Source organism: Microbacterium sp. W4I4, from assembly GCF_030816235.1.
GTDB lineage: Bacteria > Actinomycetota > Actinomycetes > Actinomycetales > Microbacteriaceae > Microbacterium.
The window spans coordinates 2,367,711-2,380,835 of sequence record NZ_JAUSXT010000001.1 but is presented as its reverse complement, the minus strand read 5'-3'; the positions used below and the strand labels follow the sequence as shown (position 1 = coordinate 2,380,835).

The 13,125-nt window shown below is 70.4% G+C and carries 13 protein-coding genes; 3 read left to right on the top strand and 10 right to left on the bottom strand.

What is annotated here, in order from left to right:
* Positions 1 to 128: 128 nt before the first annotated feature.
* The gene (locus tag QF046_RS11180) at positions 129 to 836 is read left to right on the top strand and encodes a ZIP family metal transporter (RefSeq protein ID WP_307369729.1); all 708 of its coding nucleotides are present in this window, start codon (positions 129 to 131) and stop codon (positions 834 to 836) included.
* Between the two features lie 189 nt (positions 837 to 1,025).
* Here the strand turns inward: QF046_RS11180 and QF046_RS11175 are convergent, their stop codons facing one another.
* Positions 1,026 to 1,967 carry an N-acetylglucosamine kinase gene (locus tag QF046_RS11175; RefSeq protein ID WP_307369727.1) on the bottom strand — a complete coding sequence of 314 codons (942 nt, stop codon included), beginning with the start codon at positions 1,965 to 1,967 and terminating at the stop codon, positions 1,026 to 1,028.
* Between the two features lie 157 nt (positions 1,968 to 2,124).
* Here QF046_RS11175 and QF046_RS11170 point away from each other — a divergent pair, with 157 nt between their 5' ends.
* Positions 2,125 to 3,660, top strand: coding sequence for an FAD-dependent oxidoreductase (locus QF046_RS11170; protein WP_307369725.1), 1,536 nt, complete (start codon positions 2,125 to 2,127; stop codon positions 3,658 to 3,660).
* A gap of 13 nt (positions 3,661 to 3,673) precedes the next feature.
* Here the strand turns inward: QF046_RS11170 and QF046_RS11165 are convergent, their stop codons facing one another.
* From QF046_RS11165 to QF046_RS11130, 8 genes are all read right to left on the bottom strand, one after another.
* A complete protein-coding gene (locus QF046_RS11165; protein WP_307369724.1) occupies positions 3,674 to 4,801 on the bottom strand; it encodes a hypothetical protein in 1,128 nt (375 codons plus the stop codon).
* Entirely contained in the window at positions 4,795 to 5,610 is an 816-nt protein-coding gene (locus tag QF046_RS11160) for a hypothetical protein (protein ID WP_307369722.1), read from the bottom strand. Before QF046_RS11160 ends, QF046_RS11165 begins: the two co-directional genes overlap by 7 nt.
* Positions 5,607 to 6,680 carry a VWA domain-containing protein gene (locus tag QF046_RS11155; protein ID WP_307369720.1) on the bottom strand — a complete coding sequence of 358 codons (1,074 nt, stop codon included), beginning with the start codon at positions 6,678 to 6,680 and terminating at the stop codon, positions 5,607 to 5,609. The genes QF046_RS11160 and QF046_RS11155 overlap by 4 nt, the downstream gene beginning before the upstream one ends.
* Positions 6,677 to 7,663 (bottom strand): VWA domain-containing protein, encoded by a 987-nt coding sequence (locus QF046_RS11150; protein ID WP_307369719.1) that lies wholly within the window; start codon positions 7,661 to 7,663, stop codon positions 6,677 to 6,679. The genes QF046_RS11155 and QF046_RS11150 overlap by 4 nt, the downstream gene beginning before the upstream one ends.
* On the bottom strand, positions 7,654 to 8,142 hold the full coding sequence (locus tag QF046_RS11145) for a hypothetical protein (RefSeq protein WP_307369718.1): 489 nt from the start codon (positions 8,140 to 8,142) through the stop codon (positions 7,654 to 7,656). Before QF046_RS11145 ends, QF046_RS11150 begins: the two co-directional genes overlap by 10 nt.
* A complete protein-coding gene (locus QF046_RS11140) occupies positions 8,129 to 9,019 on the bottom strand; it encodes a DUF58 domain-containing protein (protein WP_307369717.1) in 891 nt (296 codons plus the stop codon). The genes QF046_RS11145 and QF046_RS11140 overlap by 14 nt, the downstream gene beginning before the upstream one ends.
* Positions 9,020 to 9,049: 30 nt before the next feature.
* Complete coding sequence (locus QF046_RS11135) at positions 9,050 to 10,174, bottom strand: MoxR family ATPase (protein ID WP_307369716.1); 1,125 nt, start codon at positions 10,172 to 10,174, stop codon at positions 9,050 to 9,052.
* Between the two features lie 139 nt (positions 10,175 to 10,313).
* Entirely contained in the window at positions 10,314 to 11,219 is a 906-nt protein-coding gene (locus tag QF046_RS11130; RefSeq protein WP_307369715.1) for a hypothetical protein, read from the bottom strand.
* Positions 11,220 to 11,328: 109 nt separating this feature from the next.
* Between QF046_RS11130 and QF046_RS11125 the strand changes: the two genes are divergently transcribed.
* A complete protein-coding gene (locus QF046_RS11125; RefSeq protein WP_307369714.1) occupies positions 11,329 to 12,330 on the top strand; it encodes a DUF2804 domain-containing protein in 1,002 nt (333 codons plus the stop codon).
* A 24-nt stretch (positions 12,331 to 12,354) separates the two neighbouring features.
* On the opposite strand, the gene QF046_RS11120 is transcribed toward QF046_RS11125, so the two are convergent.
* The gene (locus tag QF046_RS11120) at positions 12,355 to 13,092 is read right to left on the bottom strand and encodes a Pr6Pr family membrane protein (protein ID WP_307369713.1); all 738 of its coding nucleotides are present in this window, start codon (positions 13,090 to 13,092) and stop codon (positions 12,355 to 12,357) included.
* Between the last annotated feature and the right edge of the window lie 33 nt (positions 13,093 to 13,125).

The following is a 13,125-nucleotide window of genomic DNA, read 5'->3' as shown; positions in this document are numbered from 1 at the left end:
GGATGCTCCTCCGATGCGCGAGAACTCCTCCCGAGCGGATGCGGCGAGCGGATGCCCCGAGCTGATGCGGCGGATGCCCCGAGCGCGCGCTGCGAGCAGCCGGCCCGCCCGGCGGTACGGTGACTCATATGGGTCAAGCCATCCTGTGGGGCGTGGTCGCCGCATCTCCTCTGCTGATCGGGGCGGTGCTCGCGCTGCTGCGGCGCTGGCCGGAGCGGCTGCTGGGGATCATCCTCGGCTTCGGCGCCGGTGCGCTGATGGCATCCATCGCCTTCGAGCTGTGGGAGCAGGGGGTCGAGCTCGCGGGCCACCTGCCTCTGATCATCGGCGTCGGCGCGGGCGCGCTCAGCTACTACATCGCGGCGCGGATCCTCGACGCCCGGCAGGCTAAGACGCACACGAACGCCGGCGGAGGCTCGCTGGCCGTGGGAGCGCTGCTGGACGGCATCCCGGAGCAGCTGGTTCTCGGCATCGGACTCGCCTCGGGAGACGGCGTCGGCGTGGCACTCGTGGTCGCGATCCTCGTCTCGAATCTGCCGGAGTCGATCGGCTCGGCATCCGACCTGCTGCGCTCCGGAATGCGCAAGAGCCGGGTCGTGCTGCTCTGGGCGGCGGTCGCGGTGGTCTGCGCCCTCGCGACGGTCGTGGGCTTCGCCTTGACGGATGCCGTCGGCGACGAGTTCCGCGCCGTGGCGAACGGCTTCGCGGCGGGAGCCCTGCTGGTGATGCTGGTGGACTCGATGATCCCCGAGGCGCAGGAGAAGGCCAAGGAATCGACCGGATTGGCCACGGTCATCGGCTTCGCCTTCGCTGCCTGGCTCGCGCTCGCCGCCTGAGGCCGGCATTGCGCCGCGAGCACCCGCGTTCGAGCGCCCCGCGTTCGAGCACCCGCGTTCGAGCACCCGCGTTCGAGCACCCGCGTTCGGGAGGACTTCTCACGGATGGGAGGAGCCCCGCGCGAGAACCCTCCTCCCGAGCGGGAGTTCTCCTCCCGAGCGGGAGAGAGCCCAGCAGCCCAGCAGGCCTCAGCGCGTCAGGTCGGTGAAGCGCTCGCGGAGCGGATGCTGCGCACCGAGGCCCGCGAGCGCGACGGCGCCCTCGAGGCCGGAGCCGATGGGCGGCACGAATCGTGCATCCGGGCATGCGGTGCGTACGGCATCCTGGAAGGCCGAGCGGATGAGCTCGGATCCGAAGACGCCGCCGACGGCTCCGACGGCGGCATCGGCCGGGGCGTCGGTGACCCGCAGGGCAGTCGTGGCGGCGAGCGCCAGCTCTCCGGCGGCTTCGCGGCAGATGCGCACGGCCACCTCGTCGCCCGCCGCCGCGAGTGCGGCCGTCGGTGCGGCGAAGGAGGCCACCGTGCGCACCCGATCGTGCGAGGCCTGCAGCAGCGTGTACGCGCTCTCGAGGTCGGGCCAGCGCTCCTGCATGACGGCGGTCAGCGCGGTGGCGGGGCCGCGTCCGTCGAACGCGCGCATCACGGCATCCAGCGCCGCGCGTCCGATCCAGTATCCGCTGCCGGCATCGCCCATGATGTAGCCCCACCCGTCCACGCGGGCGGAGTGCTCGGGGCCGACACCGAGGGTGACGACGCCGGTTCCCGCGGCGACGACGGCGCCGTTCTGGTCGCCGAGGACGCCGAGGAACGAGGTGACCGAGTCGTGCGTCACGACAACGCGGTCGACGCCGTCGAGGGCCGGATGCTGCAGCAGAGCCTGTGCCTCGGCATCGGCATCCGTGAGTCCCGAGACCCCGAAGGTGACGGTGAGCGGCGCGACGTCGGCGCTTCGCAGTGCCGATTCCACGACGCTCGTGAGCTGCGTCAGCAGCGGCCGGTCGGTGAGCACACCCGCGAAGAGGTCGTCGTGCGCCGAGCCGTCGGCGCGCAGCAGGCGCGTCTTGATGCCGGTCTGCCCGGCGTCGATGGCGAGCAGCGGCGAGCCGCTCTCATGCTGTGCGTCTGCCATGCCGGATTCCCTCGCTCGCGTGCCGCCTCGGACGATCGGCCAGATGCAAGCGTAGGCCACCGCCTGCCGGTGATGCCCGCCGAAGTCAAGGCCCCCATGGATCGGCGCCGACTGCGGTGTACTGGTGGCCACCGTCCCCATCCTGAGGAGCATCATCGTGACCTCCCTCTGGCTCGACGAACAGCGCGAGCGCATTCCCTCAGACCCCTTCGAACCCGACGCGCAGCACGACGTCGTCATCGTCGGCGCCGGCATCACCGGGCTGATGACCGCACTGCTGCTCGCCCGCGCCGGGTGCGCGGTCGCCGTGCTCGAGGCGCGCTCGATCGGCGCGGTCACGACCGGCCACACCACCGCGAAGCTCAGCCTGCTGCAGGGCGGGGTGCTCTCCGGCATCCTCTCGCGCGGCTCGAGTCGCGTGCTGAAGGCGTACGTCGAAGGCAACCTGGAGGGCCAGCGGTGGATGCTGCGCTACCTCGACGAGCACGGCGTGGACGTGCAGCGCCGGGACGCCTTCACCTATGCGAGCTCCCCGGACGCGCGCACTCGCCTCGATGAGGAGTACGGGGCGAGCCGTCGGGCCGGACTCGACGTGGAGCGCGTGGACGATGTCGGCCTGCCGTTCGAGACCCACGGCGGCATCCGCCTGGCCGATCAGGCGCAGTTCGATCCGATGGACGTGCTCGCCGCGCTCGCCGCCGATGTGCGGCAGCACGGCGGCGTGATCGTGGAGGGAGTGCGCGTGAAGGATGTGCGCACCGGGGAGCCGAGCACGGTGGTCACGCCCGTCGGCGATGTGCACGCGGGCACCGTGGTGCTGGCCACCGGCATCCCGATCCTGGACCGCGGCCTCTACTTCGCCAAGGTGAAGCCGTCGCGCTCCTACGCGCAGGCCTACCGTGTGCCCGGCACCGCGTTGCCGCAGGGGATGTATCTCTCCATCGATTCGCCGGGGCGCTCGCTGCGCACCGCGCCGATCGACGGCGAGGAGCGGCTGATCGTCGGCGGCAATGGACACACGGTCGGTCGCGAACCCGACACGCAGCGGCTCGTCGACGACCTGGAGCAGTGGACCCGGGAGCGCTTCCCGGGAGCGGAGCGCACGCATGACTGGTCGGCGCAGGACTACGAGTCGATGAACCTCGTGCCGTTCGTGGGATGGATGCCGCGCACCGATCACCGCGTCGCGCTGGCCACCGGCTACAACAAGTGGGGGATGACGAACTCCGTCGCAGCGGCGCTCAGCATCACCGCGGACATCCTCGACGGCAGCATCCCCTGGGCCAAGACCCTGCACCACCGCTTCACGCTGCCGCAGGACCTCGCGCACGGCGTCGCCGCGAACGCCGAGGTGGCGGGCAGGCTGGCATCCGGCTGGGTGTCCTCGGGCCTGCACCCGCTGCCCGACGAGGATCCGGGCGAGGGGGAGGGCCGGACCGGCACCTACGACATGGAGCCGACCGCGGTCTCCACCGTCGACGGCACCACCTGCCGGCTGTCGGCCGTGTGCACGCACCTCGGGGGCATCGTCTCCTGGAACAGTGCCGAGCGCTCGTGGGACTGCCCGCTGCACGGGTCGCGCTTCGCCGCCGACGGCCGTCTGCTCGAGGGGCCCGCGGTCGACGACCTGCACGCGGTCGACGAGCCCGAGCTCCCGGGCGACGCGCACGAACCGGTCGAGGACCCGTCGTAGGACAGGACCCGACTCAGAACCCCGGGTAGTCCCTGAGCTTCTCCTCGTACGCGGCACGGTCGGCCTCGGGCAGCACCTCGCGGGCGAGGATGATCAGCTGCAGACCCTCCAGGGGTTCGCCGAACTGCTGCTGGACCGCCTCGCGCTGGGTGCGGAACTCCCCGGTCGGGTCGTTCGACAGGTCGTACACGTCGGCGTAGAAGCGCAGCGGCTCGGGGTAGGTGTCGCTGTAGTACTCCCAGGTGTGCTGGCGCGCCGGGTCGCTCGACCCGTACAGCTTGGCGACCATGTCGTCGGAGATCCCCGATCCCGGCTCGTTCAGCGGGTACAGACCGGGCATGCCACGAGCCGCGAGCACGTCGTCGATCACCCGCATGACCTCGCGCTTGCGCTGGATGTCCTGGACGGGCTGCTCGGTGGTCCAGGTCGTGGAGGCGTAGCGGCGCAGCATCGACTCGCCGCCGTAGCCGTTGCGCTCCGGGCTGATGTCGACGGTGCCGGACTGCACCCAGGTGTACCCGTATCTCGCAGTGAGGCGCTCGCGCACCTCGGCCATCAACTGGTCACCCTCGGCCTGCACGTCCTCCAACGAGGGGCCGTTCAGCACATCGCTGTTGGCGACGCCCTTCATCCCGGGATAGCCCTGCTCGTGCTTCTGCTCCTCGGTCTTCGTGCCGTCGTACGCATGGGTGGCCGCCGAGCGCAGCGCGCCCATCGCGCCGACCGTGGCCACGTTGAAGACGAGTGTCAGGGCGAGGGCGATCGTGCCCAGCATCCGCCCTCGCGGGGTGACGAGTGCGGCGATGATCACGCCGATGACGATGAACTGCACCACCAGCATGGAGGCGCCGTAGAGGGCATCCGTGCCGCCGGCGCCCATCATCAGCAGCATCACCAGCACGAACAGCACGGCCGTCGAGATGGCGACCAGGCCGAGGGTGTTGACCGACTTCTTCTCGGCCGGCGCGGCCGTGTACGAGACGGTGTCGGATCCAGAGCGCGGGCCGGATGCCAGGGGCAGGCCGGCCGCGGCATCCAGAGCCGCCGGAACGCGCCGCGCGCCCTGGTAACCACCGGGCGGCGGCACGGGCGGTGCGCCCTCGGCTCCGCCGATGTATCGACTGCGCTGCTGCTCTACCACGGCTTGTCCGTTCCGCCGTCGGAGCCGCCCTCGCCGCCGCCGCCGAGCTCCTCCTCGCGCTCCTGAGCGCCCTGGTTCAGCCGGTCCTCGATGTCGTCGAGATCGCTCTGCGAGGGCTGGTCCTGCTGCGGCTCATCGTCCTCGGACTGCGGCTGCTCGCTCTGGTTCGGATCCTGCTGGCTCTGCTGCTGCTTCTCCTGCTGACGCTGCTGGTTCTGATCCAGGGTGTCGCTCATGTCGCGGTTCGGGTCGGGCGACTGGTCCTGCGCATCCTGGTTGCTGCACTCCTCAGGGGTGTCGACGGTGATCTGCAGCGCCTCGCCGAACAGCTCGGCCGCCTTCGCCGCATCGCCGTCGACGAGCGCCGCGTCGCCCTGCCGCTCGACCACGAGCGACAGGTTGATCAGCACCGGACAGGCATCCAGGCCCTGGGCCAGCGGCAGCGCGCGCTCGAGCTCGATTCGCGCGTCGGCCAGCTGCTCGGCGCCCCCGAGCGCCGTGCCGATGTTGTACGGCGCCTTGAACGGCTCGAACCAGTTCAGGACGTCCTGACCGCGGGCGGCCGACTCGGACTCGGCGTAGCCGCCCGCCACGAACGACGTGATCGACTGATGCGCGAACGCGTACATGCTCAGCAGCTTGCCGGCGAAGAGCAGCGCGGCCAGCGTCAGCGGAAGGGTGCCGATCGCGACCCAGCAGCGGATGCTGCGCCTGCGGCGGTTCGCGGCCAGCAGCGCGGCCGCGGCGGAGGCCGCCGTGGGGTCGCTCTGGGCGCGGGCCGGAGCGGGAGCGGTCCGGGTGTCGGTCATCGCGCACCTCCGTCCGGCGCGGGTGCGGGTGCGGGTGCAGGCGTGGGTGCAGGGACGGCTGCAGGGTCGGTCGCGGGGCGGGACAGCTCGCGCAGGCGGGTGACGAGCATGGTGGCGCGCACCAGCTCGACGGCGACCAGTGCGATGAGTGCGAGCGCCAAGATCCAGTACAGCTCGATGACGTTGCCCACCTCTCCCGCGGTCGCGTAGTCGGTCGTGCTGCTCGGTGCCTCGGGCAGGGCGATCTCGGCATCCGCCGTCCGGTGCTGGTAGTCGACTCCCAGCTGCTCGGAGATCTTCTTCAGCCGGTCCTCGTCGATCACCGACATCGCCCGCTCACCCTGGTACTCGATGTACTCGCCGGGCGAATCGTCTGAGCCCTGGGCGCGGCCCGTGGTCTTCTTCATCGGGCCGCCCTCGGCCGTGCCGTAACCGAGCACGAGCCCGCCATCGACGTACTTCGCGCCGCCGGAGAACGACTCCGGTTCGCTGGAGGAGGTCTGCTCGCCGTCGCCCAGGTAGAACACCATCCGGCTGCGATCCGGTGAGGCCTTCGCCGCCGCCCGGAGGGTGTCGGTCAGCATCCGGTTCGCGATGCTGATCGACGATCCGCGCGACTGGTCGGTGATCTCGGGGAGCATCACGTCGAGCGAGGACATCAGCGCGGTGGCATCCGTCGTCAGCGGCAGGCGCAGCTGCGCCGCCGCGTCGAAGCTGATCAGCGAGAACCGCGCGCCCGGGTAGGTGTCGACGATGGACTGCACGTCGGCGCGCACGCCGGTCAGGCGAGGCTGGTCGCCGTTCCAGTCCTCGGCGATGATGCTGGCCGTCGTGTCGACGACGATCACGATGTCGGTGTCGGTCGCGAGGGTCTGCGAGGTGCCGCCCGGGATGCCGGGGCGCAGCAGCATCGCGAAGACGACGACGATCATGCCCAGGCGCAGCGCCCAGATCGGGCGGCCAGGGGCACCGGCGTGCGGAGTCCGGATGAGGGCGCGGATGACGAAGAACGCCGGTGCCGCGCACAGCAGCACGAGCAGTACGGGATGGAGGACGGGCTGGACGATCACAGGCGCACCCGCCAGACGAGGAGGAGGAAGCCGAGGATGGCGACGAGCATCAGCGCGATGACGAGGTTCGGGCTGTCGACGAGCACGACCTGGGCCTGGCCCTTCAACGCCGTCGCCTCCTGCTTCTGGATCTCGGTGATGATGTCAGCCACGCTCGTCGTGTCGCGCAGCGCGTAGGACTGACCACCGGTCAGCTGGGCGGCGTTCGTGAGCTCGGCGCTGACGGCGGCGTCCTTGCCCTGCACGGGGTTCAGGGCGAACACCCGCACGTTCTTCGATTTCGCGTACTGCGCCGCCTCGGTGACGGACAGGATCGAGGCTCCGGACAGCTCGTTGTCGGTGGCGAGGATCACCGATCGGCTGCGGTCGTCGTCGAGGTGATCGAAGCGCATGGTGCAGGCCGCGAGGCCGTCGCCGATCAGCGAGGCGCCGGGCCCGTTCAGGGTGCCCACCCAGTGCTCGGGGACCTCGCTGTTGTAGTCGAAGCTGGTGCGGATGTTCTTCAGCTGCTCCTTGATGAACGGGTAGTCGTCCGTGAGCGGGAAGACCTGCACGGGCGAGCTGTTGAAGATCGTCAGCCCGATCCGCTCGCCCTCGAAGCCCTTCAGCAGCTCTTCGAAGACGCTCAGCACCTCGACGTCCACATCGGACATCGACCCGGACACGTCCAGGCACAGCATGATGTCGCGGCTGTCGTCGACGGGATGGATCGTCTTCGCCGACATGGGGCGGGCGGCGACCACACCGCCCAGCAGCACGGCGATCCCCCCGACGATGAGGATGCCGGCGAGCAGGCTCATGCGCCGGCGGACCGAGGCGCGGAACGACGGCAGGCTGCGCAGCCGCTCGGCGCGGGAGATCAGTGCCGCAGGGGCGGTCTCGGTGCGCCGGCGGCCGCGCAGACCGAGCAGGATGCCGATGACCACCGCGAGGATCAGCACCCCGAGTGCGACAAGGATCATCCACCAGGTGCTCAATGCCATGTGGACACCACCTTGCGGGCGGCGTCGGCACCGTAGGTCGGATCGACCGCCGGTCCGCGCTGGAAGATGCTCGGGTAGTAGTGCCGGCGGATCGCGTCGATGAGGGCCGGGTCGACGCCGCGCGCGACGAGGTCGTCGAGCGAGAGGACCGGCGCCTCGAGCCCGGAGTACTCGTTGACGAAGCTGCGCACCACCCGACTGAGTTCGAGATTGGCCCTCTTCGGGGGCATATTCCCTGAACGGTATGCATCCTCGATGTGCTGCACCTCGGCGAAGTACTGGGAGCGCAGCTGGTTCAGGACCTCGGCGGTCGGCGGTGCGTACGAGGCCGCGCCCGGGAGTGTGATGCTGCGCCGGGGACGGGTGAGGAAGACGAGCAGCCAGGCGGCGGCGCCGAGCAGCAGCAGGATGCCGATGGCGATCAGGATCCAGCCCCAGCCGTACTGGGCGGGCGGGTAGAGCTCGTCAGAGGCGGGCATGCGACCTCCGGTTGAGCATGGCGAGGAGCGTCGGCACCGCGGCATCCTGCCCGCCGAACTCGGCGTGCGTGATCTCGAGCCGGCGCAGCACGTCATCGCGGTGGGCGGTGTCGGCGGCCTCCAGCGCGGCGAGCTCGGCCATCACCTCGGCGTCGCCGTGCACGAACTCGGGGATGCCCCAACCCGTGTCGACGTCACGCCGGTGCGACGTTCCGGCGTGCTCGGGGGCCACCGGGTCGGCATCCCGCACGGTCATCCACAGCACGTCGTGCTGAACCTTCAGGCGGCGCAGCAGCCGTTCAGTGTCGGCGGTCATCGGCGCCTCATCGGTGACGAGCACGACGATCGTGCGCTTGGCGATGTTGCGCGCCGTGTACCGCAGCAGGGCGTCGCGGTCGTTGGGTGCGGCGGTCTCGTCGATCGCGTCGCGCACGGTGCGCAGCGCGTGCTCGAGTGCACCCTCGGTGCCGCCTGGTCGGAGGCGGCGCACCTGGGCGGCGTCCCCGTAGACCATCGAGAAGTCGTCGCCGTGGCGAACGGTGAGGAACCCGAGAGCGCCGGTGAGGAGCACGACCAGGTCGCGCTTGACGTTCTCGTCCTCGGCGAGGGCCTTCATGCCGCGACCGGAATCCACCAGGAACAGCACGGTGTGGCGGCGGGTGGCCTTGGTGCGCTTGATCAGCGGCTCGCCCTGCTTCGCGGTGGCGCGCCAGTCGATGTCGCGCACCTGATCGCCGTACTCGTAGGGCCGCAGGTCCTCGAAGTCGAGGCTGCGCCCGCGCAGCAGAGATGCGTAGGCGCCATCGAGCGCGTGCATCGACTTCTGCGAGGAGCGGACGAAGAGCTTGCTCTTCACCTGGGCGATCAGACTTGCCATGTTCTCTGGGTCCCTGAGCCTGTCGAAGGGTCAGGGGGTGGGGACCGACGCGAAGATCTGGTCGATGATCTCCTCGCTGCGGATCCCCTCGGCGTCGGCCTCGAAGGTCAGCAGCACGCGGTGGCGCAGCACGAGGTGACGCAGCGAGCGGATGTCCTCGGGCAGCACGTGCGTGCGTCCGTTGAGCAGTGCGAGGGCGCGGGAGGCCTGCAGGAACGCGATGCTCGCACGCGGGCTGGCGCCGTACTTGATGTAGCGGGCGCGCTCCGCGCCGATGTACGGCGCGGGATTGCGGGTGACGTAGGCCAGCTGCACGATGTAGTTGCGGATGGCGGGGTCGATGTACACCCGGGAGGCGATGTCCTGCAGCTCCTGCACGTCCTCGAGGGAGATGACGCCGGGCACGTGGCGGTCGGGGTTGAGCACGCCCGAGTCGATGCGACCCAGGATCTCGAACTCCTCGGCGGGGCTCGGATACTCCACGATCTCCTTCAGCAGGAAGCGGTCCATCTGCGCCTCGGGCAGCTCGTAGGTGCCCTCCTGCTCGATGGGGTTCTGCGTGGCGATCACGAGGAACGGCTTGGGCAGCGCGTGGATCTCGCCGCCGATCGTGGTCTGCCGCTCCTGCATCGCCTCGAGCATGGCCGACTGCGTCTTGGCGCTGGAGCGGTTGATCTCGTCCAGCAGCACGAAGTTGGCGTGCACCGGTCCGAGCACGGTGCGGAACGTGCCGGTCGCGGCGTCGTAGATCTGGCTGCCGGTGATGTCGCTGGGCAGCAGGTCAGGGGTGCACTGGATGCGCTTGAAGCTGGCCTTCACCGTGTCGGCGAGCGTGCTGGCCGCGGTGGTCTTCGCGAGGCCCGGCACGGACTCGAGCAGGATGTGGCCGCCCGCGATGAGCGAGATCAGCAGGCTGCTGCGCAGCTGATCCTGGCCGACCATCTTGGTGGAGTACGACTCGGTGATGACCCGCAGGATCCGCTGCGCGCGGGCGAGGTCTTCCTGCGTCGCGCCCGGGGCGTCCTGGGAGGCGGAGCGCCGCTCCGGCGCGGCTGCGACGGGCGCCGAGCTCACGGGCGCCGGCGGTGCGGGCGGTGCCGGAGGGGGCGGCGCTTCGGCCGATCCGCCGTAGGACGGGGGATAGGGCTGGTTCATCTTGGTCTCCTCGATCGCGCCGGGGAGACAGGTCGCCGCGTTCCCCCGCAGAACAGGCTAACCGCTCAGACCGTGCGCATTGCGGGAACGGCATGGGTCGAGGTGCCCACCCGCGGCGGCGGTGGCGTCCCGGCGCGTATCAGATGGAGTCGCGGCGTGCCTCGATGGCGGCGCCCGCGGTTCCGTCGGTGTACTTCGCGCGGATGATCGGGTTGTCCACACCGATGCCGAGCAGCGATCCGCCGATCTTGAGGGTGGCGCGACCGCTGCCGTCGAAGGTCACGGATCCGGCGGCCATCGATCCGTAGGTGACGGATGCCTTGGCGCCGGGCTCGCCTGACAGCGAGAGCGTGTAGCTGGACAGCAGCGTGATGCCGAGCAGCGTGGTCCGATTCTCGGTGAGACCGGTGAACTCGAGAGGCTCGGGCCCGGTCGGCTGCGGTGCCGGCTGATCCGGCGTCGGCTGGGGTGCAGGCGGTGCGGGTGCGGGAGCGGGCGACTCCGGCGCCTGGGTCGGGGGAGCAGAGGGCGCGGGCGCGGGATTCACGGTGCCGGAATCCGGCGGAGTGGATGCACCGGGGTCGGTCGCTCCCGATCCGTCGGTGCCGGGGGAGTCGCTGTCAGCATCCGGCGTCTGCGCGTCGACCTCGGAGACCGGCAGCGCGTCGGCGGACCCGCCATCGGCATCCATCTGGTCGTCGGCATCCGCCTGACCCGCACCCCCACGGCCGGTATCGTGCGGGCCGCCCCGTTCGCCGCCCGACAGGGCGGCCTCGGTGTGATCCATAGCACCCGCCTCCACGGCGGCCACCGATCCGACGACGCTCGCGCCCGGCGCCAGAATGCTCGCCGTCGTCGCGCTCAGTCCGATCACGAGCACCGCCGCGAAACCCGCGATCAGACGGCCGCGGTGCACGGCAGGAGGCTGCGCTGCGGCGTGACCGATGGGCGCCGCCAAGGGAAGAGGAGGGGCGCCTGCGCGAGTGTCGCTGCGCAGGGGCTGACGGTCCCACAGGCCGGTCAGCTCCTGATCTCCGAACGCCATCCACCCCCCTTTCCGCAAGAATTCGGCCTTCTCAGTATGCCGTGCCTCGTCGAACGGGATCTGAGAGCGACGACAGTAGGGTGAGGCCGAGAGGGAAGGGACCCCACGCATGATCGACGCGCACGAGCTCACAGCACCCGTCTCGCTGACGCTGCCGGACGGCACGCTGAACCCGGATGCCGTGGGCTGGGCGCGCTCGCCGCTGGTGGACACCGCCGGCATCTCCCGCGACGGCATCCGCTTCACCGGACGCAACAAGCGCTGGGAGTACTGGAACGTCGCCACGCCCACCCATGTCGTCGGGCTCACGGTGTCGTCGATCGACTACGCCGCCGTGCATGAGGTGTGGGTGCTGGACCGGCAGAGCGAGCAGACCTGGCACCGGTCGGTGACGAACATCCCGCCGCGCGGCGTCCGGCTGCCGCCGAGTCTCGAGCAGGGGCCGAGCCGAGCGCGCGCGAAGGACCTCGAGATCGACATCGACGAGCTGCCCGAGGGAACCCGGCTGCGGGCGCGCATCCCCGGCGCGGTGCTCGATGTCATCGCGCTCCTGCCCGAGGGGCACGAGCGGCTGGCCGTCGTCGTGCCGTGGAGCAGCACCCGCTTCCAGTACACGGTCAAGGACGTCGCCCGTCCGGCATCCGGCACTCTCGAACTCGACGGCGTGACCCACGACCTGGACGGCTGGGCCGTGCTCGACCACGGCCGCGGCCGCTGGCCCTACGACATCCGCTGGAACTGGGGTGCGGGCTCCGGCGTCTCGCACGGCCGCACGATCGGCATCCAGGTCGGCGCGAAGTGGACGGACGGCACCGGCTCGACGGAGAACGCGTTCGTCGTCGACGGCCGATTGCACAAGATCCGCGCCGAGCTGGACTGGCGGTACGACATCGCCGACTGGCGGCATCCGTGGCAGATCAGCGGGGGCGGCCTGGATGCCGTGTTCACCCCCGTCTACGACAAGACCTCGCGCATGAACCTCGGCGTGCTCTCCTCCTCCACGGACCAGTGCTTCGGGGACTGGTCGGGCAGCTTCCGCACCGCCGACGGCGAGATCATCGAGTTCGCGGGGATCTTCGGCTGGGCCGAAGAGGTGCACAACCGCTGGTGAGTCAGCGGGATCCGGCATCCGGTCTCAGGCGGCGTCTGCGACCGGTTCCGCGTCGGCGGGTGCCGGGGCGGGGACGGATGCCGCGCGCCGGCGCGACACCCACACGACGCCCGCACCGACGGCGATGATCGCGATGGCGATGCCGACGATGTAGCCCGCGACCCCCGCGTATCCCCCGGCGGTGATGTGCGGGTTCAGGAAGGGATAGGGGTACCAGTACGGGTCGCCGGTCGCGGGCGCGATGATCAGGTTCGCGCGCACGAGCGTGTAGACCGCCCAGACGATCGGGAACACGGCGATCGTCAGCACCGTGCGCCAGGTCAGCATCCGCCGCTTCGGCGCGAGCAGCACGTCGGCCAGCAGGAACAGCGGGATGACGACGTGCAGCACCTCGTTCGCCCAGGCGACCGTGACCCCCTGGGGGAGCTCGACGTTGCGCAGCAGCAGGTTGTAGACGATGCCCGTGACGATCATGTACGTGCTCACGCAGGCGAGGAGCACGGCGAGCCACTGCGGCTCGCTTGCGGCATCCCGGCCCTTCGTCCACGCCCAGATCGCGGCGGTCGCCAGGATGATGGCGGCGAGCAGATTCGACTCGATGGTGAAGAAGCTCAGGAAGTTCGCGGCGACCGTCGGCAGATGGCCGCCCCATGCAGTGTCGGAGTCCATCGCGTTCTGGAGGGTGCGGCTGAGCTGCGCGATGATCGCGGCGAAGCCGAGCGCGGATGCTGCGAGCCGGGCCCATGGCCACCAGGTCGTCATGCTCGAACTCTAGCGATCCAGGCCCCTCCGATA